Source organism: Rhodopseudomonas sp. BR0M22 (genome assembly GCF_010907035.1).
In the GTDB taxonomy this organism is placed as follows: Bacteria; Pseudomonadota; Alphaproteobacteria; order Rhizobiales; family Xanthobacteraceae; genus Rhodopseudomonas.
The window spans coordinates 1-25,476 of record NZ_QUMK01000017.1; the positions used below are offsets into that span (position 1 = coordinate 1).

Annotated in this window: 27 protein-coding genes and 2 riboswitches; of the genes, 15 read left to right on the forward strand and 12 right to left on the reverse strand. The window is 67.9% G+C overall.

Translation table 11 applies throughout. The annotated features are described in order from the left end of the window. Positions 1-191: 191 nt before the first annotated feature. Positions 192-1,004 (reverse strand): phosphonate ABC transporter ATP-binding protein, encoded by an 813-nt coding sequence (phnC, locus tag DY468_RS07440; RefSeq protein WP_164603830.1) that lies wholly within the window; start codon positions 1,002-1,004, stop codon positions 192-194. 179 nt (positions 1,005-1,183) lie between these two features. Here phnC and DY468_RS07445 point away from each other — a divergent pair, with 179 nt between their 5' ends. The 3 genes from DY468_RS07445 to DY468_RS07455 are packed head-to-tail and all read left to right on the forward strand — an operon-like array spanning position 1,184 to position 3,778. Next, positions 1,184-1,861 (forward strand): transferase hexapeptide repeat family protein, encoded by a 678-nt coding sequence (locus tag DY468_RS07445; RefSeq protein WP_164603833.1) that lies wholly within the window; start codon positions 1,184-1,186, stop codon positions 1,859-1,861. After that, the gene (locus DY468_RS07450) at positions 1,858-3,051 is read left to right on the forward strand and encodes an alpha-D-ribose 1-methylphosphonate 5-triphosphate diphosphatase (RefSeq protein ID WP_164603835.1); all 1,194 of its coding nucleotides are present in this window, start codon (positions 1,858-1,860) and stop codon (positions 3,049-3,051) included. The genes DY468_RS07445 and DY468_RS07450 overlap by 4 nt, the downstream gene beginning before the upstream one ends. 22 nt (positions 3,052-3,073) lie before the next feature. Next, complete coding sequence (locus DY468_RS07455; protein ID WP_164603837.1) at positions 3,074-3,778, forward strand: DUF1045 domain-containing protein; 705 nt, start codon at positions 3,074-3,076, stop codon at positions 3,776-3,778. On the opposite strand, the gene DY468_RS07460 is transcribed toward DY468_RS07455, so the two are convergent. Then, complete coding sequence (locus DY468_RS07460) at positions 3,775-4,755, reverse strand: YheT family hydrolase (RefSeq protein WP_164603839.1); 981 nt, start codon at positions 4,753-4,755, stop codon at positions 3,775-3,777. The two genes, DY468_RS07455 and DY468_RS07460, sit on opposite strands and share 4 nt — an antisense overlap. Positions 4,756-5,007: 252 nt before the next feature. Between DY468_RS07460 and DY468_RS07465 the strand changes: the two genes are divergently transcribed. After that, positions 5,008-5,202, forward strand: coding sequence for a hypothetical protein (locus DY468_RS07465; RefSeq protein ID WP_164603841.1), 195 nt, complete (start codon positions 5,008-5,010; stop codon positions 5,200-5,202). A gap of 58 nt (positions 5,203-5,260) precedes the next feature. Further along, on the forward strand, positions 5,261-5,737 hold the full coding sequence (locus DY468_RS07470) for a GIY-YIG nuclease family protein (protein WP_164603843.1): 477 nt from the start codon (positions 5,261-5,263) through the stop codon (positions 5,735-5,737). Here the strand turns inward: DY468_RS07470 and cutA are convergent. After that, positions 5,715-6,038: a divalent-cation tolerance protein CutA gene (cutA, locus tag DY468_RS07475; protein ID WP_164603845.1), complete on the reverse strand. Its 324-nt coding sequence runs from the start codon at positions 6,036-6,038 to the stop codon at positions 5,715-5,717. The two genes, DY468_RS07470 and cutA, sit on opposite strands and share 23 nt — an antisense overlap. 98 nt (positions 6,039-6,136) lie before the next feature. On the opposite strand from cutA, the gene DY468_RS07480 reads away from it, so the two are divergent. The 3 genes from DY468_RS07480 (at position 6,137) to DY468_RS07490 (ending at position 7,579) form a co-directional block, all read left to right on the forward strand. Continuing rightward, on the forward strand, positions 6,137-6,352 hold the full coding sequence (locus tag DY468_RS07480; protein ID WP_164603847.1) for an FmdB family zinc ribbon protein: 216 nt from the start codon (positions 6,137-6,139) through the stop codon (positions 6,350-6,352). A gap of 107 nt (positions 6,353-6,459) precedes the next feature. Continuing rightward, on the forward strand, positions 6,460-6,912 hold the full coding sequence (locus DY468_RS07485; RefSeq protein ID WP_164603849.1) for a hypothetical protein: 453 nt from the start codon (positions 6,460-6,462) through the stop codon (positions 6,910-6,912). A 178-nt stretch (positions 6,913-7,090) separates the two neighbouring features. Continuing rightward, positions 7,091-7,579 (forward strand): YbhB/YbcL family Raf kinase inhibitor-like protein, encoded by a 489-nt coding sequence (locus DY468_RS07490; protein WP_164603850.1) that lies wholly within the window; start codon positions 7,091-7,093, stop codon positions 7,577-7,579. Positions 7,580-8,098: 519 nt separating this feature from the next. Here DY468_RS07490 and bluB read toward each other — a convergent pair. Then, positions 8,099-8,800 (reverse strand): 5,6-dimethylbenzimidazole synthase, encoded by a 702-nt coding sequence (bluB, locus tag DY468_RS07495; RefSeq protein WP_164603851.1) that lies wholly within the window; start codon positions 8,798-8,800, stop codon positions 8,099-8,101. Beyond that, entirely contained in the window at positions 8,797-9,852 is a 1,056-nt protein-coding gene (cobT, locus tag DY468_RS07500) for a nicotinate-nucleotide--dimethylbenzimidazole phosphoribosyltransferase (RefSeq protein WP_164603852.1), read from the reverse strand. Before cobT ends, bluB begins: the two co-directional genes overlap by 4 nt. Positions 9,853-9,947: 95 nt before the next feature. Beyond that, positions 9,948-10,145: riboswitch (cobalamin riboswitch) on the forward strand. Positions 10,146-10,254: 109 nt separating this feature from the next. Between cobT and DY468_RS07505 the strand changes: the two genes are divergently transcribed. From DY468_RS07505 to DY468_RS07530, 6 genes are all read left to right on the forward strand, one after another. Beyond that, complete coding sequence (locus DY468_RS07505; protein ID WP_164603853.1) at positions 10,255-10,686, forward strand: DUF1636 domain-containing protein; 432 nt, start codon at positions 10,255-10,257, stop codon at positions 10,684-10,686. Next, positions 10,683-11,213 carry a bifunctional adenosylcobinamide kinase/adenosylcobinamide-phosphate guanylyltransferase gene (gene cobU, locus DY468_RS07510; RefSeq protein WP_164603854.1) on the forward strand — a complete coding sequence of 177 codons (531 nt, stop codon included), beginning with the start codon at positions 10,683-10,685 and terminating at the stop codon, positions 11,211-11,213. The genes DY468_RS07505 and cobU overlap by 4 nt, the downstream gene beginning before the upstream one ends. A gap of 3 nt (positions 11,214-11,216) precedes the next feature. Beyond that, on the forward strand, positions 11,217-12,221 hold the full coding sequence (gene cobW, locus DY468_RS07515; RefSeq protein ID WP_164603855.1) for a cobalamin biosynthesis protein CobW: 1,005 nt from the start codon (positions 11,217-11,219) through the stop codon (positions 12,219-12,221). Between the two features lie 133 nt (positions 12,222-12,354). Then, positions 12,355-16,092: a cobaltochelatase subunit CobN gene (cobN, locus tag DY468_RS07520; RefSeq protein ID WP_164603856.1), complete on the forward strand. Its 3,738-nt coding sequence runs from the start codon at positions 12,355-12,357 to the stop codon at positions 16,090-16,092. Beyond that, the gene (cobO, locus tag DY468_RS07525; RefSeq protein ID WP_164603857.1) at positions 16,089-16,715 is read left to right on the forward strand and encodes a cob(I)yrinic acid a,c-diamide adenosyltransferase; all 627 of its coding nucleotides are present in this window, start codon (positions 16,089-16,091) and stop codon (positions 16,713-16,715) included. Before cobN ends, cobO begins: the two co-directional genes overlap by 4 nt. A 144-nt stretch (positions 16,716-16,859) precedes the next feature. Beyond that, positions 16,860-18,344, forward strand: coding sequence for a cobyric acid synthase (locus DY468_RS07530; protein WP_164603859.1), 1,485 nt, complete (start codon positions 16,860-16,862; stop codon positions 18,342-18,344). On the opposite strand, the gene cbiB is transcribed toward DY468_RS07530, so the two are convergent. After that, positions 18,317-19,288 carry an adenosylcobinamide-phosphate synthase CbiB gene (gene cbiB / locus DY468_RS07535; protein ID WP_164603861.1) on the reverse strand — a complete coding sequence of 324 codons (972 nt, stop codon included), beginning with the start codon at positions 19,286-19,288 and terminating at the stop codon, positions 18,317-18,319. The two genes, DY468_RS07530 and cbiB, sit on opposite strands and share 28 nt — an antisense overlap. A 1-nt stretch (position 19,289) precedes the next feature. After that, positions 19,290-20,102, reverse strand: a complete 813-nt coding sequence (locus DY468_RS07540; RefSeq protein ID WP_164603863.1) for an ABC transporter substrate-binding protein — start codon at positions 20,100-20,102, stop codon at positions 19,290-19,292. Between the two features lie 63 nt (positions 20,103-20,165). On the opposite strand from DY468_RS07540, the gene cobD reads away from it, so the two are divergent. After that, entirely contained in the window at positions 20,166-21,155 is a 990-nt protein-coding gene (cobD, locus tag DY468_RS07545) for a threonine-phosphate decarboxylase CobD (RefSeq protein ID WP_164603865.1), read from the forward strand. Between the two features lie 11 nt (positions 21,156-21,166). Here the strand turns inward: cobD and DY468_RS07550 are convergent, their stop codons facing one another. The 5 genes from DY468_RS07550 to DY468_RS07570 form a co-directional block, all read right to left on the reverse strand. Then, positions 21,167-21,946, reverse strand: a complete 780-nt coding sequence (locus DY468_RS07550) for an ABC transporter ATP-binding protein (RefSeq protein WP_164603867.1) — start codon at positions 21,944-21,946, stop codon at positions 21,167-21,169. After that, a complete protein-coding gene (locus DY468_RS07555; RefSeq protein WP_164603869.1) occupies positions 21,943-22,968 on the reverse strand; it encodes a FecCD family ABC transporter permease in 1,026 nt (341 codons plus the stop codon). Before DY468_RS07555 ends, DY468_RS07550 begins: the two co-directional genes overlap by 4 nt. Before the next feature lie 7 nt (positions 22,969-22,975). Further along, complete coding sequence (locus DY468_RS07560; RefSeq protein ID WP_164603871.1) at positions 22,976-24,034, reverse strand: HoxN/HupN/NixA family nickel/cobalt transporter; 1,059 nt, start codon at positions 24,032-24,034, stop codon at positions 22,976-22,978. A 73-nt stretch (positions 24,035-24,107) separates the two neighbouring features. Then, a riboswitch (cobalamin riboswitch) is annotated at positions 24,108-24,320 on the reverse strand. Positions 24,321-24,371: 51 nt separating this feature from the next. Further along, positions 24,372-24,695: a DMT family transporter gene (locus DY468_RS07565; protein ID WP_107354204.1), complete on the reverse strand. Its 324-nt coding sequence runs from the start codon at positions 24,693-24,695 to the stop codon at positions 24,372-24,374. Next, complete coding sequence (locus DY468_RS07570) at positions 24,692-25,429, reverse strand: class I SAM-dependent methyltransferase (protein ID WP_164603873.1); 738 nt, start codon at positions 25,427-25,429, stop codon at positions 24,692-24,694. Before DY468_RS07570 ends, DY468_RS07565 begins: the two co-directional genes overlap by 4 nt. Positions 25,430-25,476: the final 47 nt, after the last annotated feature.

Consider the following 25,476-nt stretch of genomic DNA (forward strand, 5'->3'; position numbering starts at 1 on the left):
TACGGCGACCACCGACTCCCCCTCGCCGTCAGCGGCAGGCGGCTACAGAAGTGTATAAGAGACAGGGGTACGGAGCTTGATCATCACGTTTCCTGTCTCTTCGAGTCGATGAACGGCCAAAACACGGCAACCGCGCGCGGTCGCGCCGCGGCGGTGCCGAATGGGGAGACGGCGAAGACGCGCCGCCGGGATCAGGCCACGGCGACGCCGGCCAATACGGGGGCGGGAAGGCCGTGCGGCACATGCGGCGCGGCGCCGAGCACCTCGTCGGCTTCGAGGTCGTAAAGCTCGCGCGCGATCTGGTCGGTGAGCGCGGCCGGCGCGCCGTCGAACACCACGCGGCCTGAAGCCATGCCGATCAGCCGGTCGCAATAGGTTCGGGCGAGATCGAGCGAGTGCAGATTGCACAGCACGGTGATGCCGAAGTGCTTGTTGATGCGCAGCAGCGCATCCATCACGATCTTGGTGTTGCGCGGATCGAGCGACGCGATCGGCTCGTCGGCCAGCACGATGTCGGGCTGCTGCACCAGTGCACGGGCGATCGCGACGCGCTGCTGCTGACCGCCCGAGAGCTGGTCGGCGCGCTGCGCCGCGTAGGACGCCATGTCGAACTGATCGAGCGCCGAGATCGCCAGGGCGCGGTCCTGCTCCGGCCACATCTGCGCCAGCGAGCGCCACGACGGTACTTCGGACAGCCTGCCCATCAGCACGTTGGTCAGCACGTCGAGCCGGCCGATCAGGTTGAATTGCTGAAAGATCATCGCCGAGCGTGCGCGCCATTGCCGCAGCTCGCGGCCCTGCAGCGCCGTGACGTCGACGCCCTCGAACAGGATGCGGCCTTCGGAAGGCTCCGCCAGCCGGTTCAGCATTCGCAGCAGGGTCGATTTGCCGGCGCCGGAACGGCCGATCACCCCGACGAAACTGCCGCGTTCGACCGAGAACGACGCGTCGTCCACCGCGGCTTTGCTGCCGAAGCGGCAGCTCAGACCTTCAACTACCAGCATGCGCTGCTCCCGAAACAGGTTCGGGTGGAATCGCTACCGCCGTTGTTTTGCAGCCGTGTGACAGACCGTGTAGTTCGGCCGACACATCAAGGTCTTCGCTGCGTCACCGATGCGTCACGATGACGTCACGAGCGGCGCCGATGACGGTCTCACAGCCAATCATCGCCCGCGAGAAACTCATGTCCGCGAAACTGCTCTCGGTCGCGCCGACCGTCGATCCGACCGCCAAGCTGCACGACGTCACGCTAGGGGCGTATTGCGAAGTCGGTGCCCGCACCATCCTGAACGAAGTCGCGATGGGCGATTACTCCTACGTCGTCAACGACTCGCAGATCACCTACACCGGCATCGGCAAGTTCTGCTCGATCGCGGCGATGACCCGGATCAATCCCGGCAATCACCCGATGCAGCGCGCTACCCAAGCGCACTTCACCTATCGGGCCAGCACCTATTTCGAAGGCGAGAGCGACGACGCCGAGTTCTTCGCCTGGCGCCGGGACCATCATGTCGAGATCGGCCATGACGTCTGGATCGGCCACGGCGCCATCGTGCTGCCGGGCCGCAACATCGGCACCGGCGCTGTGGTGGCGGCCGGCGCGATCGTCACCCGTGACGTGCCGGCCTACACGATCGTGGCCGGCAATCCAGCGCGACCGATCCGCCGCCGTTTCTCCGAGCAACAGGCGGAACGTCTGGTCGCGCTGGCGTGGTGGAATTGGGACCACGAAGCGTTGCGCACCACGCTGCCCGACTTCCGGAAATTGTCAGTGGACGAATTCCTCGACCGATATGAAGGTGTGGCCGAAGTGCAGCCATCGGACCGAGGGCCGGCAGCAGAACAGCAGGTGATGGGATGAGCGAGATCGCGATCGAAGGTGGCCGGACGCTGGTCGGCGACGACATTGCCGAGGGCTCGCTGCAGATTGCCGGCGGCGCGATCGCCGCGGTCGGCTCCGCCGCCAGCAATGCGGCGATCCGGATCGATGCCCGCGGCCTGCTGGTGCTGCCCGGCATCGTCGACCTGCATGGCGACGCCTTCGAGCGGCAGATGATGCCGCGGCCCGGTGTCGACTTTCCGATCGATGTGGCGCTGATCGACAGCGACCGCCAGGCGATCGCCAACGGCCTCACCACGGTCTTCCACGCCGTCACCTGGTCGTGGGAGCCCGGCCTGCGCAGCGCCGACAACGCCCGCCGGATGCTGGATGCGATCGATCTGACCAAGCCGCGGCTTTCCGCCGACACCCGCATTCATCTGCGGCACGAGACCTTCAATCTCGAGGCGGTCGACGAGATCGCCCAGTGGATCGGCGATCGCCGCGTCGATCTGTTCGCCTTCAACGATCACATGGACACGACGCTGGCGAATCTCGCCAAGCCGCAGAAGCGCAACCGGATGGTCGAGCGCACCGGCCTGTCCGACGATGAATTCGACCGGCTGGTCGAGCGCGTCGCGGCGCGCGGCGACGAAGTGCCACAGGCAAATCGCCGTCTCGCCGCCATTGCGCGAGAGGTGTCGATGCCGATGCTGTCGCACGACGACGATACCCCGGCGATTCGGCAGGGGTTCCGTGATCTCGGCGTCGGCATTGCCGAGTTCCCGACCACCGAGGAGACCGCGCGTGACGCGGCGTTGCACGGCGACTTCATCGTGTTCGGCTCGCCGAACGTGGTACGCGGCGGCAGCCACACCGGCTGGACCAAGGCGGCCGACATGATCGCCAAGGGGCTGTGTTCGGTGCTGGCCTCCGATTACTACTATCCGGCGCCGCTGCTCGCGGCGTTCCGCTTGGTGCATGACGGCATCCTGCCGCTGGAACAGGCCTGGAAGCTGATTTCGGAAAACCCCGCCCGCGCCGCGGGTCTGTCTGAGCGCGGTACGATTGCGAGCGGTCAGCGCGCCGACGTTCTGTTGGTCGACGATCGGGTCGCGCTGCGGCCGCGGATCGTCGCGGTGATCGCCGGCGGCCGTCTGGTGCATGTCGACGATCCGGAGCGCTTCGTGATCACGCGCAAACTGCCGCACCCGGCTGGCGTCGCCGCGTGATCCGGCGCTATCATTGTCAGTGATGTCGAATTTTCCACGCTACGCGATTTACTATCTGCCCGCTGCAGGCAGCGCTCTGGCGCAGTTCGGGGCGGCGATGCTCGGTTACGATGTCGTCTCCGGCGACGAAGTGCCGTTCGCCGCGCAGACCGCGGCGATTGCGGACTGGCGCGAGATCACCGCCGATCCACGCGGTTACGGCTTCCACGCCACGCTGAAGGCGCCGTTCGCACTGGCCGATGGCCGCCGCGAGAGCGACCTGTTGTGGGCTTGCGCGACCTTTGCCGAAACCCCGCGGGCGATTCCGCAGATTGCTCCGGTGATCAGGCCGATCGGTGGGTTCATCGCGCTGGTGCCGGAAACGCCCTCTGAGTCACTGCAGCAACTCGCGGCCGATTGCGTGCGTGACTTCGATGAATTCCGGGCGCCGCTGTCGTCGGAGGATCGCGCGCGGCGCAAGCCGGAACGGTTGACGCCCGAGCAGGTCGGCAATCTCGATCGCTGGGGCTACCCGTATGTGATGGACGAGTTCCGGTTTCACATGACGCTGACCGGCTCGCTCGATCCGGCTCGCCATGCTGAATTGTTGGCCGTGCTGCGCGCAAGATTCGCGGCCACCGGGATCGACCATGTCGCGATCGATCGGATCGCGGTGCTTCGCCAGGACGGGCGCGGCGCGCGGTTCAGGAGCATCGCGCAATTCGAGCTGCGCAGCGCCGACTATTAGCGGTCGAGAACGGCACCGAGCCAAACGCTGACGGCTTCGGGCATGGCGGTGACACGGCCCGGCCAGGGGCCGGTGGCGAAGCCGACATGGCCGCCTTCATCGGGTTGCCAGAGCGTCACCATCGCGCCGACCTGATCCGGCGTCGGAAGCGACGCGGCCGGCACGAACGGATCGTTACGCGCGTTCACCACCAGGGCCGGGATCCTGATCTTGTGCAGATGCGGCTTGGACGAGGCACGGGTCCAGTAATCATCGACATCCGCGAAGCCGTGCAGCGGCGCCGTGAAGGCGTCGTCGAACTCGCGCAGGGTCGTGGCCCGTTGTACGCGGTCGCGATCGAACAGTCCCGGATGCTGATCCCACTTCGCGAGCGCGTTCGGAATCATCGTGCGCAGGAAATGCCGGGTGTAGAGCAGGCGATTGATGCCGCTGTCGATCGCGGCGCCGGCGGCGACGAGATCGAGCGGGGCGGAGACCGCCGCCACCGCGCGCGCAATCTCTGCGGCGCCACTTCCGGCTTCCTCCGCCCAGCGCAACAGCGCGTTGCCGCCGAGCGAGACGCCGGCGGCGAGCACCGGCGCATCAGCGCGGTCGCGAATTCGCGCCAGCAGCCAACCGACCTCCTGAAAGTCGCCGGAGTGGTACGAGCGCGGCGCCAGATTGAGCTCGCCGGAGCAGCCGCGGAAATGCGGGATCGACAGCCGCCAGCCGCGCGCCCGTGCGCCTTGCGCGAACCCGATCGCGTAGCGGCTCGACGACGACCCTTCGAGGCCGTGAAACAGCACCAGCCACGGCGCATGATCGGGGCCTGGCAAATGATCGATGTCGATGAAGTCGCCGTCCGGCGCACGCCAGCGTTCGCGGGTGAGCGGGATGGCTTGCGAGACACGCGGCTGTGCGAACAGCGTCGGCCAGATGGTTTGCAGGTCGCCGCCGGGAAGCCACCACGGCGCCTGATAGGAGCGCAGGTCGGTCATGTCGAACGGAACGGGTGAAGAGCTGTGAACGAGCGGGCCATGAAACGAACGGAGACGGCTGCAGCTATTCACCCGCCGGATGCAAAGCGCAATCGCTCAGATTGAATTTGCTGAAGCGATGCATTTGCAGATTCGGCCTGCGGTGCTTGTCATCTCGCGATTGCTGTCGGTCTGCAGCCGGCTTAAGCTCGCTCAAAGAACAACAAGCGATCGGCGCTGCGGCGGTCCGGATCGCACCATGAGGAAACCGCCATGAAGGTTGCAGATCCAGCACCTTTCCGCCACCTGTCGCCCGACGAGCTGGAATGGCTCGCCGCCGCCGAATGGGCGCAGGCCGAAGCTCTCAGCGATGCGCCCAAGGGGCTGGTGATGCAGTCCGCCACCGAGATGCACGCGCGCGCCAAGCTGAAGCGCATGCTGCTCAGCCAGGTCCCGACCAAGCATTAGCCGGCGACGTCGTCTGCGGGCTTGACCATCTGGAGACGGCGGACGCACACCGGTCGTGATGACCTCCGCACCGCATCCTGCCTGCCCGTCAGGCCCCGGCGCCTATGTGGTGGCGATCGCAATCGCCGCGCCGCTCGCGATCCGGCTCGGCGCCGCCGCGTCGCCGTTACTTCGGCCGGGGCGCTACCTGTATTGCGGCTCGGCCTATGGGCCAGGCGGCCTGCCCGCTCGGCTCGGACGGCATTTCCGCAAGGACAAAGCGATCCGCTGGCACGTCGATCAGTTGACGACGGCCGGCGAGGTGCTGGGCGCCTGGGCGATTGCGGGCGGCGACGAGTGCGAGCTGGTCGCGCGGCTGGGATTTCTGCCGGTGCCGATCGAAGGCTTCGGCGCCACGGATTGCGCCCACTGCCGCAGCCATCTGCTGCGCTGGCCGTCGCGCGTCGCGGCCCGTACAGTCCGCGCGGCGCTCGCCGGAGACGACGCGGCACCGGTGTGGTTGCGCGGCGATTCTACGCCCCGGTCTCGCGCCTGATCCAGCCGAGATATTTCTCGGCACCCGCGGTCACCGGCAGCTGGATGATCTCCGGCGTGTCGTAGGAGTGCAGCGAGGTGATCAGGTCGCGCAGCGCTGCGAATTTCGCCGTCACGGTCTTGAACAACATCAATTGCTCGGCGTCGCTGGTGATCTTGCCGTCCCACCAATAATGGCTGGTGATCGCCTGGATCTGGACGCAGGCCGCGAGCCGGGCCTCGAGTGTTGCGACTGCTAAGCGTTCTGCCTCGTCCTTGCTCGGTGCGGTCACCATCACCACGCAGGCCTCGCCCTGATCCATCGCGTCGTTCCTCCGGCGAATTTGATCCGCCGCGTTGCGGGCCGCGCTCTTTGTTTGCTAGGCGCAAGCCGTTCCCAGTCAGCTTCGGAAGATCCGTCATGCCGATTTACGGCTTCGTCTGCAACAAGTGCGGTCACCAGTTCGAGACGCTGCTGTTCTCCGGTGACACCGCGGTGTGTCCGGCCTGCGAGAGCACCAGCCTCGAGCAGCAATTGTCGCTGATCGCCAAGCCCGCCAAGGGCGGGCCGGAAGCACCGATGTGCGACGGCAAGGGCGGCTGCGGCGGCTGCTGCATGCCGGACGTCTGCGCCTAGCGCCGCCGGGTCTGCGCGCCTCGCCCCCGCCCTCGTTCCTGCGCGGAACGATTGCGGGTGTGCCGCCGTTTGCACGCCGACGGGGATTCCTCTAAGGCAGGCGAGACATGACGCAAATTACCCGCACTTTCGATAGCGCCGCACAGGCCAAAGCCGCAATCGCCGAGCTGAAGCAGCGCGGCTTTCAACGGGTCGAGCTGATCGACGCGGCCGATCGCCGCGGTGGCGCGGCCGTGCGCGTCGAGCCGCCATTCGGCTCGGCACTCGCCGCAACCGCCATTCTCGATCGCCACAGCGGCAAGCAGGCGATTGCGGCCCCAGCCACCCCCGCGCCGCCAGCCCAGGCCGAGGTCCAGCCGGCGCGCGAACCAGCGCGGCCCGTCGCAGCGCCGGCGGCGCCCGCGCCGCTTCCAGCGCGGCGCGAGGAGCTGCGCACCGGACCGCGCACGGTCTCGGAATGGCTCGGCATTCCGGTGTTGATCGATTCCGACACCTTCTTCTCCGGCTTCCCGCTGCTGCTGCGGTCGTCCCGCAAGGCGCCGGCCGCGAAATCCGAGTGACCCTGCGGGTCTGTCGCCGGCGTGCGGCGGCAGCGCCGCTTCCGTCTCTCCGTCCGGCTTGCTAGCATCCGGCCGCCTCGCCGCCCGGCGGGGACCACGACATCAGCGACCCGATGACGTGCGTCGCGCGCCAGCCGTCTGCCGCGCGTGGCGCGCGCATGCGGCAGGAGTGCAGGCCATGAAGCTCACCAGTCCCGACATCGCCGAAGGCGCCACCATCGCGCACGAGCAATTGTTCAACAGCTTCGGCTGCACCGGCGCCAACGTCTCGCCGGCTTTGAGCTGGAGCGATGCGCCGGCCGGCACCAAGAGCTTCGCGGTGACGATGTACGACCCCGATGCGCCGACCGGCAGCGGCTGGTGGCATTGGGTGGTGTTCAATATTCCCGCCACCACCACGTCGCTGCCGAAGGGCGCCGGCGATGTCGCCAAGGGATTGATGCCGGACGGCACGATCCAGGGCCTGACCGATTTCGGCGTCGCCGGCTATGGCGGCCCGTGCCCGCCGCCGGGCGACAAGCCGCATCGCTATCAGATCACCGTGTTTGCGGTGGACGTCGAAAAGCTGCCGAATGCCGGCGCGACCGCGATGCCGGCGCTGGTCGGCTTCGATCTCAACTTCCACACCCTGGCGAAGGCGACGATCACCGGCCTGTTCGGACGCTGAGTCCGGACGGGCCGTCCGAGACATCGCGTACCGTCCGTTGCGATGATGGCCGGATTCAGCCCGGCCATCATCCGCGGAGCTGGCAGAAGCGTGCCGCCGTTGGCGCTGTCGCGGCGATTAGTTACTGGCTTCGGCGCTCTGCGGCGAACGCCGCGCCGGCATCGACGCCGCGCCGGCTGATATGCAGGGAATCGGCCGCCACGAGCCGTCGGGAGCGCGCTCATACGAGGTGCATCCCGAGCTTGATGCGGTCTCGCTGGCATTGCGCTGGTCCTGCTGGCCTCGCGCCAGTGCGGGCGCGGCAGAAAGGCTCGACGCGATCAGCGCGCCGGCAAACACAGCAGTCGTCCAAGATCTGGTCGTTCGCATGTCCGGTCCTCCATTATCGGAAACGCGGACGGAGTCCTGACGCGCGAATGTGACGATTTCTTGCAAATTGCGGCGACCGCCGCGATCTTGCCTTAATAATCCGGAAACGGCGCGCGCTGTTAGTACGCTCGCGCACGTTGGCGGAGCGGTTCAGCGCGACAGCACGATGCGGCCCGCCGTTGTGCGGTCCTGCCAATGGTGTCTGACCAGTTCCGGATCGACGTGATGTTCGACCGGCCAGCCGACGCACAGATAGGCGATGAACTTCCAGTTCGGCGGCACGTCGAGATCGGCGGTGAGCGCCTGCGGATCGAGGATCGACACCCAGCCGACGCCGAGCCCGAGCGAGCGGGCGGCGAGCCAGAACGTTTCGATCATCGCCACGACGGAGTAATCGAGCGCTTCGGGCATGGTCTGGCGTCCGACGCCGAGGCCCTGCGCGGTGGTGCGATCGCAGAACAGCGCGAACTGCCGCGGCGCCACGTCGATGCCTTCGAGCTTGAGCTTGGCGTACAGCGCCGCACGCTCGCCCTGATACGCGCTCGCCGCGACTTCGTTGCAGCGCAGGAAGTTGGCCCGAATCTGCGCGCGCGTCTCGGCGCTGTCGATGCTGATCCAGCGCCACGGCTGGCTGTTGCCGACCGAGGGCGCGAGCTGCGCCAGATCGAGCAGTTGCTCGATCAGCTCCGGCTCGACCGGATCGGTCTTGAAGCGGCGGACGTCGCGGCGCCACGCGATCAGTTCGGCGAACTTGTCGCGGAACGCTTCGTCGAACACCGGTGGATTGGCATTGGCGGCGGCGATATCTGCCGGATCGGTCATCGCCACCAATTTGTTCAGCGTCGTGCTCATAGCTTGCCTGCCAATACGTCGGCGAGATCGGCGACATCGGTGAGCAGCCGGCCGGCGGAGCGCAGCAGCGGCACCGCGAGGATCGCGCCGGTGCCTTCGCCGAGCCGCAGCCGCAGATCCAGCAGCGGCGCGGCCTCCATCGCCTGCAGCGCAAGATCGTGGCCGCGTTCGGCGGAACGGTGGGCGAACACGCAATAGTCGCGCGCTTCCGGCGCCAGCCGCACGGCGACCAGCGCCGCGGCGGTGGCGATGAAGCCGTCGATGATCACCGGGCGGCGCTGCGCGGCGGTGCCGAGCACCGCGCCGGCCATCATGGCGATCTCCAGCCCGCCGAATTCGGCCAGCACCTCGAGCGGTGCGGTGGCGGCACTGCGTTGCGCTGCTTTCTCGATCGCCGCCTTCTTTCGGGCCATGCCGTCGGCATCCTGGCCGGCACCAATGCCGATGCTCTGGTCGAGCGGCGCCGGGCCGAGCCGATGCAGCAGCAGCGATGACGATGCTGTGTTGCCGATTCCCATCTCGCCGAGTGCGATCACATCCGCCCCCGCGGCGATCTCGGCGCGCGCCAGTTCGGCGCCGCGGTCGAGCGCCTGGCAGGCCTCGGCGAGGCTCATCGCCGGCTCGCGCGCCGCATTTGCTGTCCCCATCCGCACCTTGGCGTCGATCAGATCGGGGTGTTTCGGCAGCTCGGCGGCGACGCCGGCGTCGATCACCCGGACATCGACATGATTGGCTGCGGCGAACGCATTGGCGGTGGCCTTGCCGGCCAGATAGGTCATCACCATCGCGACCGTCACGGCCGATGGATATTGCGACACGCCTTCTGCGGTGAGGCCGTGATCGCCGGCGAACACCATCAGGACCGCATTGTCGAGTTGCGGCGGTTGCGGGTGCCGCATCATGGCGAGTTCGATCGCGAGGTCCTCGATTCGCCCAAGCGAGCCGAGCGGCTTGGCCTTGCCGTCCACCCGCGCCCGTAAGGCTGCTTTCAGCGATGCGTCGACCGGTGTGATCGAGGGAGGCTGCCAGGTGACGAGGGTGTCGGTCGGCATCGAACGATCCTTTGGTTTCGAAGGCGCGCAACTGACGTAATCGCGCTGGCCGGGTCAACACCACCTTCGCGTTGTTGACCCGCAACACGGTCGCAGATAGCGTGCACCGCGATGGTCCTTCCGTCAGGAAGGTGAAAAGGGAAGCCGGTGGGAGGCGCATTGCGTCTCGATCCCGGAGCTGCCCCCGCAACTGTAAGCGACGAGCCATCGCCGAGGCCACTGGGAATTCCCGGGAAGGCGGCGAATGGCAACGACTCGCGAGCCAGGAGACCTGCCATCACGTATTGTGCTTTGAAGGCGTCGTCGGGGCGGGGTGCACCGGACGGAAGCAGTGCGGCAGACCAAAGGTCTATCCCGCGCGTTCCGACAAAGCTCGAAAGCTGACGCAACGATTCGAGCCCGATGGATTCCGAACCAGCCGCCGACCTGAGCGCCGATCTGTCGCGCAGCCTGCCCGGCGTGCCGGTGATGGTCAGCGTCTGCACCACCTGCAAAACGACCAACGGTACTGTGGTCGGTGCGCCGATGCTGGAGGCGGTGCGTGCCGCGCTGGCGGGTTCCGCAGGCGTACAGGTTCGCGCGGTGCAGTGCCTGTCCGCGTGCAAGCGCGCCGCCACGGTCGCGGTGTCGAGCGAGGGCGGCTACACCTTCGTGTTCGGCGATCTCGACGGCGCCGGCGGCGCCGACGCGGTTGCGACATTCGTGGCCTCCTATCAGGACAGTGACTACGGCCTGGTGCCGTGGCGACAGCGCCCGGAGGTGTTGCGCAAGGGCACGCTCTTCCGTCTGCCGCCGCCGCAATGGTCCCCGGACGATGGGCGGGCGCCGGCATGAGCGCGCTGATCTCAACCCTCGTGCTCGGCGGCGCGCGCTCCGGCAAATCGGTGTTCGGCGAACGGCTGGTCACAGGCAGTGGTCTCGCCAAGATCTATCTCGCCACCGCGACTGCGAGCGACGACGAAATGTCCGACCGGATCGCGCATCACCGCGCCCGCCGCGGCGATGGCTGGACCACGATCGAGGAGCCGCTCGGGCTGGTCGATGCGCTGACCCAGCACGCTGGCCGTGGCCGCGCGGTGCTGGTCGATTGCCTGACGCTGTGGCTGTTCAACCTGATGGAAGCCGGCCGCGATCCCGAGGTCGAAGCCAAGCGGCTGGCGCGCTATCTCGGCGTCGCCGCGGGTCCGATCGTTCTCGTCTCCAATGAAGTCGGCCTCGGCCTGGTGCCGGAGACGCCACTCGGGCGCGCGTTCCGCGACGCCCAAGGCCGCCTCAATCAGACCGTTGCCGCCGCCGTGCCCAACGTCGCCTTCATCGCCGCCGGCCTGCCGCTGTGGCTGAAACGCCAAACAGGAGAGTAGTTCATGACCGCACGCGTTCCCGTCACGGTGCTCACCGGCTTTCTCGGCGCCGGCAAGACGACGCTGCTACGCGCGCTGCTCAATCAGTCGAGCGGCCGCCGTATCGCGGTGATCGTCAACGAATTCGGCGATGCCGGTTTCGACGGCGCGCTGGTCGAGGATTGCGGCGCGTCGGTGTGCGCGCCGGGCGACATCGTCGAACTCACCAACGGCTGTATCTGTTGCACCGTCGCCGACGACTTCATCCCGACGATGGAGAAGCTGTTGAATCGCGACACGCCGCTCGACGCGATCGTGATCGAGACCTCCGGGTTGGCGTTGCCGCAGCCGCTGCTGAAGGCGTTCGCCTGGCCGGCGGTGAAGACCCGCGCCACCGCCGACGGCGTCGTCACCGTGGTGGATGCGCTGGCGCTGAGTGAAGGCCGGGTGCCGCTCGACGACGATGCGGTGAAGGCGCAGCGCGACGCCACGCATGACGATCCGATCGAGGAAGTGTTCGAGGACCAGCTCGCCTGCGCCGACTTGGTGGTGCTGTCGAAGAGCGATCTGGTCGCGCCCGACCAGCTCGCCGCGCTCGAAACCAAGCTGGCGAGCCGGATACGGCCGAACGTCCGCATCGTGCGCTCGCACGGCACATTGGCGCCCTCGGTGCTGATCGGGCTCGATGCCGAGGCCGAGAACGATCTCGCGTCCCGCGCCGGCCATCACGCCGAAGGCGAGGAGCACGATCACGATGATTTCGATTCGCTGGTGATCACTCCGCAGCCGGCGGAGACGCTCGATGCGATGAAGGCGCGCGTCGGCGATGCGCTGGGGCTCGAGGGCGTGCTGCGCGTCAAGGGCCACGCCCGTGTCGCCGGCAAGCCGGCGCCGGTGGTGGTGCAGGCGGTCGGCTCGCGCATCGATCTGGCGTTCGCCCGTCCCGACGCCGAGCGCCCCGATCATCTGGTGGTGATCGGCCTCAAGGGCTTCGACGCCGACGCCGCCCGGCGCGCACTCGCGGGGTAATTCATATGCCTCTCCCCGTCATTGCGAGGAGCGAAGCGACGAAGCAATCCAGGGGCATCGGCCCCGAGTCTGGATTGCTTCGCTTCGCTCGCAATGACGTAGAGAGGGTGGTCGCACAGCAACGGTGCTCCAGATGCACCTGAAGCTCGATACCAGCGTCAGCATCGACGACGGTGATGTCGCGCGCGATCTTGGTCAGGCGACGGCCGACATTGTGGTGCTGTCGGCGGCCGATAGCGATCTCGCAGCGTTCGGCGCGGCGCGGGCCGGGATGCCGGACGACTATCCGACCCTCCAGCTCACCAACTTTCTCGCGCTCGGCCATCCGGCCTCGGTCGATCTGTATGTCGAACGCACGCTGTCAAAAGCCAAGCTGGTGATACTGCGGATGCTCGGCGGTGAGGCCTATTGGCCGCACGGCATCGACAGTCTGCGGCGCGATGCGCTGGCGCGTGGCGCGCAGTTCGTGTGCATTCCGGGCGAAATGGAGTGGAACGCGGAGCTTGCCGCGCGTGGCACGGCCGATCTCGACGATGCTCGTGCGCTGTGGCGCTACTGCAGCGAGGGCGGTGCCGACAACATCAGCCTGGCGCTGCGCTACGCCGCCTGGATGATCCTGCGCGACGACTGCCCGCCGCCGCCGCGGCCGATGCCGGCCGCAGGGTTCTGGCCGGCAGAGCCCCTGCCATCGCAGCGCCCCCGCGCGCTGGTAATCTTCTATCGGGCGCTGGCGGCGAGCGGCGATACCGCGGCGATCGCGGCGCTGCGTGACGCCCTGGCCGCGCGTGATTTCGATCCAACCTGCATCTTCGTGACCAGCTTGAAGGATTCGCGCTCGATCGCGTTCCTGCGCAGCGTGCTTGCCGCGACGCCGCCGGACGTCATCATCAACGCCACCGCGTTTGCGACCGCCACTGCCACGGACGACTCCGGCGTGCTGGCGTCGGCGGATTGCCCGATCCTGCAGGTGGCGCAGGCGGGGGTGACGCGCGAGCATTGGGAGCAATCCGGCCGGGGTCTCAATCCGCGGGACCTCGCCATGCATGTCGTGCTGCCGGAGGTCGACGGCCGTGTCTTCGCCGGAGCCGTGGCCTTCAAGCAGCGCGGCGGCGATGCCGAATTCGCTCCGACCGTGTATCAGCCGCTGCAGGACCGGATCGACGCAGTGGCGGATCTGGCGCAGGCCTGGGTGCGGCTGCGGCATCAGCCGCGCGACCAACGCCGCGTCGCCATCGTGCTCGCCAACTATCCGAATCGCGACGGCCGGCTCGGCAACGGCGTCGGCCTCGACACCCCACAATCGCTGCACGACCTGCTGTTCACGCTGCGGACGGAAGGCTATCTCACCCGCGAGCTGCCGGCCGACACGGCGGTGCTGATGGAGCAGCTGCAGTGCGGCCCGACCAACGAACTGAAGGGCCGCGCTGATCGGGACGGCGGCGTGAACTGGCCGGTGGCGAACTACGCGGCGGCGTTCGCGGAGTTGCCGCAGGCGGTGCGCGATGCGGTGACCGCGCGGTGGGGCGCGCCCGAGCAGGATCCGCATGTGGCCGATGGGGCCTTCCGGCTCGGCCTGCATCGCTTCGGCAACATCCTGGTCGGGGTGCAGCCGGCCCGTGGCTATGCGATCGATCCGAAGTCCAGCTTCCACGATCCCGAGCTGCCGCCGCCGCATCACTATGTGGCGTTCTATCTGTGGGTGCGGCAGGTGTTCGGCGCCGAAGCGGTGATCCACCTCGGCAAGCACGGCAATCTCGAATGGCTGCCGGGCAAGAGCGCCGGGCTGTCGCGCGACTGTTTCCCGACTGCGCTGCTCGGGCCGCTGCCGCATCTCTACCCGTTCATCGTCAACGATCCCGGCGAGGGCATCCAGGCCAAGCGGCGAAGCGCGGCGGTGATCGTCGACCATCTGACGCCGCCGATGACACGCGCCGAGCTGCACGACGAGATGGCGCGGCTGGAAGCGCTGGTCGACGAATATGCGATGGCGGCCGATCTCGATCCGACGCGTGCGGACGCGATCGCCGAGGACATCATCTCGTTGGCACGGGCGACGCGGCTCGACGAAGACGTCGCGATCGATCGCGACACCGCGACGCTCGATGCGCTGCGCGCGATCGATGCGCATCTGTGCGATCTGAAGGAAATGCAGATCCGCGACGGTCTGCACGTGTTCGGCCGCACGCCGCTCGCCGCCCAGCGCGACGAGCTGCTGGTGTCGATCGCGCGGCTGCCGCGCTCCGAGCTAAAGCTGCAGGATACGTCGCTGCATCGCGCGCTGGCACGCGACCTCGGACTCACCAACCCCGACGGGACCGAGTTCGATCCGCTGACCCGCGATCTGGCTGTGCCCTATGCCGGACCGCGCCCAACAGTCCTCGCCGAGCTGAGCGATCGGCCATGGCGGACCCATGGTGACACCGTCGAGCGCGTCGAAGCGTTGGCCTTGCGGTTGGTGTCGGCTCTTCATCAAGCTTCACCCTCTCCTGCGGGCGATGAGGAGAGACTGCCTCACACTCAGCCCGTGCTCGACTGGATCGCCACATCGCTGCGTCCAGCGATCGAGGCGTCCGGCGATGCCGAGCGCGACGCGCTGCTGCGCGGGCTCGACGGGCGGTTCATTCGGCCGGGGCCCTCCGGCGCGCCGACCCGCGGCCGGCCCGATGTGCTGCCGACGGGGCGTAATTTCTTCGCGGTCGATGTCCGCGCGGTGCCGACGCCGTCGGCGTGGCGGATCGGGCAGCTCGCCGCCGAGCGCCTGATCGAATCCTATTGGCAGGAGGCCGGCGAATGGCCGCGCTCGATTGCGCTTTCGGCGTGGGGCACCGCCAATATGCGCACCGGCGGCGATGATGTCGCGCAGGCGTTGGCGCTGATCGGTGCGCGGCCGACCTGGGAAGACGCCACCGGCCGCGTCACCGGTTTTGCGATCGTGCCGCTGTCGGAGCTGCGGCGGCCGCGCGTCGATGTCACCTTCCGCGTCTCCGGACTGTTTCGTGATGCCTTCCCGGTGCAGATGGACCTGATTGCCAGCGCAATTGCAGCGGTCGCGGCGCTCGATGAGCCTGATGACGCCAATCCGATCGCCGCCCAGGTCCGCGTCCGCAGCGAACAATTAGTTCGAACGGGTGTCGATCCCGAGCTGGCGAAGAAGCAAGCCGGCGCGCGGGTGTTCGGCGCGCGGCCGGGCACGTACGGCGCCGGGCTGCAGGCGATGATCGACGACGGCGGCTGGAATAATCGCGATGATCTCGCGGGCGCTTATCTTGCCTGGGGCGGCTATGCCTATGGGGCGGGGCAGGACGGTGCCGAGGCCGCCGATGCGTTCGCGGCACGGCTGAAGGCGGTCGATCTGGTGGCGCAGGCGCAGGACAATCGCGAGCACGACATTCTCGATTCCGACGATTACTACCAGTTCATCGGCGGTCTCGCCGCAACGGTCGAAAGTCTGCGCGGGCAGGCGCCGCGGATCGCCCATGTCGACACGTCGCGGCCCGAAGCGCCGCTGCCGCGGACGCTTGCGCATGAGATTTCTCGCGTGGTGCGGGGCCGCGCCGCCAACCCGAAGTGGATTCAGGGCGTGATGCGCCACGGCTACAAGGGCGCCTCCGAGATCGCCGCCACCGTGGACTATCTGTTCGGCTTTGCGGCTTCGACCGACGCCGTCGGTAACCGTCATTTCGATTTGCTGTTCGCCGCTTATCTCGAAGACGATGCCGTGCGCCAGTTTCTGCAGGACGCCAATCCGGCGGCGCTGCGCGACATCGTGGCGCGGTTCGACGAGGCGATCCGGCGCGGGCTGTGGATGCCGCGCTCAAACCGCGCCGCCGATCTGCTCGCCGAATTTCTCACTCCGAAGGAAGCTGCATGACCGATCCATTGTCCGACCGCGATGAAAACGCCCGCCACGCCGAGAAGGCGAAGAAGCGGAAGGCCGCGCACGACAAGAAGCTGTCAGGCATGACAGACAGCAAGGGCCTGATCATCGTCCACACCGGCACCGGCAAGGGCAAGACCTCGGCGGCGCTCGGCATGGTGTTCCGTCACATCGGCCACGGCATGCCGGTCGGCGTGGTGCACTTCACCAAGTCGGAGAAATGGAACACCGGCGAGGCCAAGCTGTTGGCGAAATTTCCCGAGCTGGCGACGCTGCACATCATGGGCGAGGGCTTCACCTGGGAGACCCAGGACCGCGAACGCGACATCGCCGCGGCGCGCGCCGGCTGGGACCGCGCCAGAGAGTTGATCCGCGACGATCGTCATCGCATGGTGCTGCTCGACGAACTCAACATCGTGCTGCGCTACGACTATCTGCCGATCGAAGAGATCGTCGCGGTGCTGCTCGACGAGAAGCCGGCCGACAAGCACGTGGTCATCACCGGCCGCAACGCTCACCCCGCGCTGATCGAGATCGCCGATCTGGTGACCGACATGACCCTGGTGAAGCACCCGTTCCGTTCCGGCGTGAAAGCGCAGAAGGGCGTGGAGTTTTGAGCGGGCGGCAGAGCCACAAATATGTCATTCCGGGGCGCCGCGCAGCGGCGAACCCGGAATCCAGAAGTGCGGAACTCCTCGAGATTCCGGGTTAGCGCCTGTCGGCGCGCCCCGGAATGACGGCCACGCGATGAGAAAGCTGCAATGACGATCACCCCCGCCCTCATGATCCAGGGCACCTGCTCCAATGCCGGCAAGTCGACGCTGGTGGCAGGGCTGTGCCGGGCGCTGGTGCGGCGGGGGCTGAAGGTGGCGCCGTTCAAGCCGCAGAACATGTCGAACAACGCCGCAGTGACGGTCGATGGCGGCGAGATCGGCCGGGCGCAGGCAGTGCAGGCGCGCGCCGCGAAACTGCCGCCGACCGTGCATATGAACCCGGTGCTGCTGAAGCCGGAGACCGACACCGGCGCACAGGTGATCGTGCAGGGCAAACGCTTCGGCCGGCTCGGCGCGCAGCACTTCCTCGACAAGAAAGCGGCGCTGCTGCCGCATGTGCTCGACAGCTTCGCGCGCCTCGCACGCGAGGCCGACATCGTGCTGGTCGAAGGCGCCGGCTCTCCGGCCGAGATCAATCTCCGTGCCGGCGACATCGCCAATATGGGCTTCGCGCAAGCCGCGAACGTGCCGGTGGTGATCGCCGGCGATATCGAACGCGGCGGCGTGATCGCCAGCCTCGCCGGCACGCATCTCGTGCTCGACGAGGCCGAGCGGGCGCTGGTGAAGGGGTATCTGATCAACAAATTCCGCGGCGACGTGCGGCTGTTCGATCATGGACTGACGGCGATTACCGAGCTGACCGGCTGGCCGTCGCTCGGCGTGGTGCCGTGGCTGCCGAGCGCGGCGTTACTTCCGGCCGAGGACGCGGTCGATCTCGACCGGGCGCAGTCCTCGGCCGCCAAGCGCGTCATCGCCGTGCCGATACTGGCGCGGATCGCCAATTTCGACGATCTCGATCCGCTCGGCATGGAGCCCGGCGTCAAGCTGGTGTTCGTGCCGCCGGGCACGCCGATCCCGGCCGAGGCCGACGTGGTGATCATTCCCGGCAGCAAGTCGACGCTCGGCGATCTCGCGTTTATGCGCGCACAGGGTTGGGACATCGACATCGCCGCCCATGTCCGCCGCGGCGGACACCTGCTCGGGCTGTGCGGCGGCTATCAGATGCTCGGGCGCAGCATCGCTGATCCCGACGGCGTCGATGGCGTGCCCGGCACGGTCGATGGGCTCGGCCTGCTCGACACGGTCACGATCATGCAGGGCGACAAGTCGACCACGCTGGTCCACGGCACCCATGTGGCGACCGGCGCGCCGGTCGAAGGCTACGAAATTCATCTCGGCCGCACCGAGGGACCGGACTGCGCGCGGCCGGTTGTGACGATCGGCGGCCGGCCCGATGGTGCGATCTCGCGCAGCGGCCGAGTGCAGGGCACTTATTTGCACGGCCTGTTCACCAACGACGAGTTTCGCCGCGCCTGGCTCGCCGGTCTCGGCATCGCCTCGCAGCTCGCCTACGAGTCCCAGATCGAAGCCGCTCTCGATGCGCTGGCCGATCATCTCGAAGCGCATCTCGACGTCGAGCGGATGGTTGCAATCGCGCGCAGCCGTCAGAGCACCAACGCCAGCGCCGCGTAGATCGCGGCCTGCAGCGCGCAGGCTGCGATCATCACCCGCAGCGCGCGGCCGATATCGGCAGGCGTCGCCTCGCGGCGCGCCTCTGCGTTGAGATAAGGATCGTCGGTGATCTTGCCGCCGTAGCTGCGCGGGCCGGCCAGCGCGACGCCGATCGCCGCAGCCATCGCCGATTCCGGCCAGCCGGCATTGGGCGAGCGATGCTTGCCGGCGTCGCGCCGCATCACCGTGATGGCGGTCTTGACCGAGCCGCGGACGATCGGTGCCACCAGCGCGATCAGCAGGCCGGATAGCCGTGCCGGAATCAGATTCAGCACGTCGTCGAGCCGCGCTGCGGCCCAGCCGAACGAACGGTGCAGCGGCGTCAAATGCCCGATCATCGAATCGGCCGTGTTGATGGTCTTGTAGATCAAAAGACCCGGCAGCCCGAGAAGCGCCAGCCAGAACACCGGCGCGACCACGCCGTCGGAAAAATTCTCGGCACTGGATTCGATCGCGGCGCGGCAGACGCCGGCTTCGTCCAGCGTCTGCGGGTCACGGCCGACGATCAGCGACACCTTCTCGCGTGCCGCCGTCAGGCCGCCGGCCGCGAAGGCGTCGCGCACGCGTGCGACGTGGTCGTACAGGCTGCGCTGCGCGATCAGCGTCGCGGCCAGCACGGCCGCGATCACCCAGCCACCCGGCAATTGCCGCAGCGGGGCTTCCAGCAGCAGCCCGACCAGGCCAGCGACCGCGATCAGGAACAGCACTGCGACGATGCCGGCGATCTTCTTGGTCCGCTCCGACCAATCGTCGCGATTGAGCGTGCGATCGAGCCAGCCGATCATCGTGCCGAGCAGCACCACCGGATGCGCCAGCCGCTTCCACAGCCAGTCGGGATCGCCGATCAGTGCGTCGAGCACGAGTGCGACCACGACGATCAGCAGCGCGTGGGAATCCAACAGCATGTCATCGCTCCACGCGAGTGAGTTCGTCGGTCAGCCGATCGAGTGCGTCGGCGAGCATCGGCCCGCCGCACACGGTCAGCCGCTCCGGCACCGTAATGCGCTTCGACGGCGGATAGAAGCGTTGCAGCGCGGGATGCAGCACGAAGGCGCGGCCCTCGTCCTCGGCGAAATCGCTGTCGTCCGTGATCAGCAGAAAGTCTGGTCGCAGCGCCACCACCGCTTCGAGCGAGGTGAAACCGCCGTTTCTGAATCCGAGCCCGCCGGCGGCGTTGCGCAGACCGACGATGTCGAGCAGCGACGAGATCAGGCTGTCGCGGCCCGACACCCAGCCGCGACGCGCCAGCGGCAGCACGGTCAGTCGCGTCCGCGATGCGGCTTGTTTGGCGCGCGCCACTGCGGCGTCGATCCGGGCGCTCGCCGCTGCGGCGCGCTCCGGATGGCCGAGCAGATCGGCCATCTGCCGGATCTGCGCCTTGGCGTCATCGATCGTCTTGACCGAATCGAATTCGACGACGCGCTGGCCCATCTGCTTGAGCAGTTCGCGCGTGGCCCGCTTGGTGAACTTGCCGCCGACCACCAAATCCGGTTTCAGCATCAGCGCGTCTTCGGCGCCGCCCGACAGCCGCGGATACCGTGCAGCCTCGGCGGCGAGGAACGAACGCGCCGCGTCGCGTGCATAGGGGCTGAGGCCGAGGATCTGATCGGGATCGGCGAGTGTCAGCAGCAACTGATCGGTGCAGGTGTTGATCGACACCACCGTGGGCGCCGCGGCTGCGCTCGCGGCGTCTGTCAGGCTTGCAACTAACAGCATCATCATTCCGGCTAAAACGCCGCCGAGCCTCTCGCGCTTTGGCCGCGATGGTGGCAAGAGGTGGCGATGAAGCACGGTGGCGATCTTACAGCGGCGATGGCACGGCACGGCGGCGATGCCGCCGACTGGCTCGAACTTTCCACCGGCATCAATCCGCGATCCTGGCCGATCCCGACCATCGATGCGGACGCTTGGCAGCGTCTGCCGTCGCAGGCCGACGAGACCGCGCTGTGCGATGCCGCGCGCCTTGCCTACGAGGTGCCCGATGAGTCCGGCATCGTCGCTGCAGCCGGCACGCAGGCGCTGATCCAATGGCTGCCGCAACTGGCCGCGCCCGGCGGTGTCGCGATCGTCGGTCCGACTTACGCCGAGCACGCGCTGGCGTGGCGCAACGCCGGCCGCGAACTCGTCGGCATCGCCTCGCTGGACGACATTCCCGAGCAGGCGCGCCACGTCGTGGTGGTGAATCCGAACAATCCCGATGGCCGCATCGTCGAGCACGACAGCTTGCGGCGCGCCGCGGCGCAACTGCGCCGGCGGGGCGGCTGGCTGGTGATCGACGAAGCGTTCGCCGATGTCGACCCGCCGATCGGCGCTGCGGCGCTGACTCCGGAATTGCCGATCGTGGTGTTGCGGTCGTTCGGCAAGTTCTACGGCCTTGCCGGTGTGCGACTCGGATTCGCCATCGCGGGTGAGGCGATTGCGCGCCGGATCGCATTGGCGCTCGGGCCGTGGAGCTGTTCCGGGCCGGCGCTGCGGATCGGGGCTGCGGCGCTGCGCGATCGGGCCTGGGCGATGGAAACCCGCGACGAATTGCGCGAACAGGCCACCCGGCTCGACGAGGTGCTGCGCGGCGGCGGGCTCGACATCGTCGGCGGGACGCCGCTGTTCCGGCTCGCGCGTCATCCCGAGGCGTATCGATTGCACGAGATGCTGGCGAGGCAGCGGATCTGGTGTCGCAGGTTCGACTGGGCCGACGATCTGCTCAGGTTCGGCCTGCCCGGCGATGCCGCCGGGCTCGATCGGCTCGCTGCAGCACTGGCCGCGCCGCTCTAGCGGCGGCACCGTCAGGTTCCGGACCACGGCAGGATCACGCCGCTGTCCTGGTACTGCGCCCGGTAGGCGCTGACGCGAAACACCTGCTGCATGATCTCGTCCGACAGCGCGTCATTGGGCGTTCCGTGAGCCGCCAGTGCGCCGCTCGCCATCACCAGTACGGTGTCGGCGAACCGGGCGGCGCTGCCCAGATCGTGGGTGACGACGATCACCAGGGTGCCGGCATCGGCGGTGGTGCGCAAGGTCTGCATCACGTCGAGCTGATAGCGCGGATCGAGCGAGGCGGTCGGCTCGTCGGCGAGCACCACCGGCGCCTCCAGCGCCAGCACGCGGGCGAGCGCCACCCGGCTGCGTTCGCCGCCCGACAGTTCGGTGACGATGCGGTCCGCGAACTGGGTGACGTCGGTGACCGCCATCGCCCGATCGACCGCCTCGGCATCCAGCGGCGACAGCCAGGCCGGATCTGTGGCGCCGTGTGGAAACCGCCCCAGCGCGACAACGTCGCGCACCGGCAGCGGCCAATGCACCAGATGGCCCTGCGGCAGATAGCCGAACCGCTTGGCGCGCTCGCGCAGCGCCAGGCTCGCCAGCGAATCGCCGCCGATGGTGATCTCGCCCTGCGACTCGATCAGGCCGGCGAGGGCGCGCAGCAGCGTGGTCTTGCCGGCGCCGTTCGGTCCGACCAGTGCCACCAGATGGCCGCGGGTCAGATCGAGCGAGACACCGCGCAGCACGTCGCGGCCGGACAACGTCACGGCGAGGTCGCGTGCGGTTAGGAAAGCGGCGCTCATGCGACGCCTCCACCGAGCGCGCGGCGCTCGCGCACGATCAGATACAGGAAGAACGGCACGCCGATGATCGAGGTCAGGACGCCGACCTTGATGTCGGAGGACGCCGGGATCAGCCGCACCGCGATGTCGGCGGCGAGCAGCAGCGCCGCGCCGGCGAGTGCGCTCGGCAGCAGTACGCGGGCCGGATCGTGGCCGATCAGGGGACGTACCAGATGCGGCGCGACCAGGCCGATAAAGCCGATCGTGCCCGACACCGAGACGGCGCCGCCGACGCCGAGCGCGGTGCCGGCGATCACGATCAGCCGCAGCCGGGCGACGTCCACGCCGAGGCTCTGCGCGGTTTCTTCGCCCAAGCTGAGGGCACGGAACGCGGCGCGCTGGCTGAACAGCAGCACGCCGCCGGCGACGATGAACGGCAGCGCCAGCACGACATGGCGGAAGCTGCGGTCCTCCAGCGAGCCGAGCAGCCAGAACGCGATTTCCAGGCTGGCGAACGGATTGGCCGACAGGTTCATCACCAGTGCGGTGGCGGCGCCGGCGAGGGCGGAGATCGCCAGACCTGCCAGGATCAAGAGCAGCAGGCTGGCGTTGCGGCCGGCGACCGCGAGCAGCACGAACACAGAGACGAACGCCATCGTGATCGCCGCGGCCGGCAGCGCGAACGAGCGCACGTCGGCGAGCCCGAGCGAGATGATCAGCACGGCGCCGAACGCGGCCGATTGCGGCGCGCCGAACAGCGACGGCGACGCCAGCGGGTTGCGCAGCAGGCCCTGCAGCGCTGCGCCGGACAGGCCCAGAATGCCGCCGATGGCGAGGGCCAGGATGGTGCGCGGCAGCCGTATCTCCTGCACGATGATCTGCTGCACCTCGCCGCCGAGGCCGGCCAGCGCTTGCACCACGGTGAGCGGCGACAGCTTGACCGGTCCCACGGCAAGCGATCCGATCGCCAGCATGGCCACAAGCACCGCGAGCGCGGCGGTGACGGCCGCCGCGCTCGAATTCGATCCGGAACGTCGGGTCATACCGCGCTCATTTCTGCACGGTCGCGGCGGCCTGGTCGAGCCGGTGATAGCCGTTGAGGCGATAGATGATGGTGGAGACGATCCAGCTCGCCACGAACAGCGCCACGATGCCGTAGCCGAGTGCGCCGAAATTGGAGTTGAGCTCTTCGATCCACTCCCAGAACGCGCCTTCGAGATGGAAGCGCCCGGCGAGCAGCCCGAGCGTCTCGATGCCGCCGATCAGCAGCGCCACCAGCACCGAGACCGTCGTGATGGTCATGTTGTAGTACAGCTTGCGGACCGGGTTACGATACGCCCAGCCATAGGCGCCGAGCATCAGCACGCCGTCGAGGGTGTCGACCAGGGTCATGCCGGCCGCGAACAGCGCCGGGAACACCAGGATCGACCAGTGCGAAATGTTGCCGGAGGCGTTCGCGGCCAGCCCGAACAGGCTGATCTCGCTGGCGGTCTCGAAGCCGAGCGCGAACAGCAGCCCGATCGGAAACAGCTGCCAGCTCTTGGAGACGAAGCGGAACAGCGGCCGGAACAGCCGCGCCAGCCAGCCGCGCTGCTGCAGCAGCTCGTTGATGTCGTCGTCGTGCACGACCTCGCCGGCCTTGGCCTTCTTGAACGCGCGATACACGCCGCTCAGCACCGACAGGTTGGCGATGGCGATCGCGAACAGGAACAGCGCCGACGCCGAGGTGCCGATCACCCCGCCGATCTCGCGATAGCCCGAGAACCGCTCGGTCAGAGAATTGGCCGCGATCGCGATCGCCAGCGACGCCACCAGCACCACGGTGGAATGGCCGAGCGCGAAGAACAGCCCGACCGTCACCGGCCGCTTGCCTTCCTGCATCAGTTTGCGGGTGACGTTGTCGATCGCCGCGATGTGGTCGGCATCGAGCGCGTGGCGCAGGCCGAGGCTGTAAGCTAGTACCGCCGTGCCGATCAGCACCGGCTCGCCGGCGAAGGCGGTAAGCGCCCAGGCCCAGGCGGCGAGGTTGGCGAGCACCAGTCCGCCGAGCACGGCGATCAGGCGGACACGGAATCCATCGGAAGAAGCGGGCAGAACGAGTTCGGTCATGGCGGTCTCCGGCCGGTGAGCAGCATCCTGTCACCTGTGCGGCGGACCGCTCCAGCCGCGCGCGCCGCACGGTGGAAGATGACGTGCTCAGGCCGGTCTCCTGGCTCACGGGTCGTCGCAATCCTTCGCCTTCCCGGGCTGTCGCCCAGTGGCCGATTGAAGGATCGCTCGCCGCTCACAGTTGCGGGCGCAGCGCCGGATTTGGGCTTGGCTGTCAAAGCGTGCGGCCCGCACCGGCTTCCCTGTGCCGGACGATTCCCGGCACACCTGAACGGGCGCGATCAAATGGAAGCGGGCCAGCTTTGTCAATCGCCGCCTTGGTCGGGCGGCCGACGGTTCACGCCGGTGTGCTGAGCTTCAGCCCGATCATGCCGGCCACGATCATCGACAGGCACAGCACACGGACGCCGCTGGCCGGCTCACCGTACAGCGCCATGCCGACCACGATGCTGCCGGCGGCACCGATTCCGGTCCACACCGCATAGGCGGTGCCGAACGGCAGCGATTTCAGCGCGATGCTCATCAGGCCGAAGCTGGCCAGGATGGCGGCCAAGGTCACGACCGCGGGCCAGAACCGGGTGAAGCCCTCGGAGTGCTTCAGTCCCAGCGCCCAGACGATCTCCATCAGGCCCGCGGCAAACAGCGCGAGCCAGCCGGTCATGGCTTCCTGCGCGGCGGCAGCGTCAGCACGGCGGCTTGCGCATAGCCGCGATACGGTCGGTCGAACCGCAGGCCGGCCCCTGTGCGGGCCGCGACCTGCATCAGCACGGCTTCCAGACTGTCGCGCGGGGTGACGTCGAACAGCGTCAGCCAGCGTCGCAGCAGGTTGCGGGCCACGGAAGGCAGGCCGCGCTGGTCACCGAAATCGACGATGTGCAGCTTGCCGCCCGGCTTCAGATTGGCCACGGCGCGATCGATCACCGCGGTCCAGTCCGGGATCATCGACAGGCTGTAGGAGATCATGACGTGGTCGAAGCTGACCGCCTGGCCGAACACCGCCTGCGCGGTAAACGCCGTGGCGTCGCCATGCGCGACCTTGACCCGCGACATCAGTCCGGCGCCTTCGATCGAACTGATCGCAGAGGTCAGCATCTCGGTCGAGACGTCGAGACCATAGAACTTCGCATCGCGGTATTGCGTCGCCGCCTGGATCAGGTTGCGGCCGGTGCCGCAGCCGACTTCCAGCACGGTCTCGCCGGCCTTCGGCTGCAGCTCGGTAATGAGTTGATCGCGGCCGAGCAGATAGTAACGGCGGGTCAGATCGTAGATGTGGCGTTGATAGCGGTACATCCGATTCATGCGCGAGGTCGCGTCGACCGGCCACGCCGGATCGACGGCGAGCTCGGGGTGCGTCAGCTCGGTGCGCGGAAGGTCGGTGCGAGTGAGCGTCGTCATGGCCTGCCACCCTGGTTCGGCATCATCCGCCTTCCATCGCGGTTTCT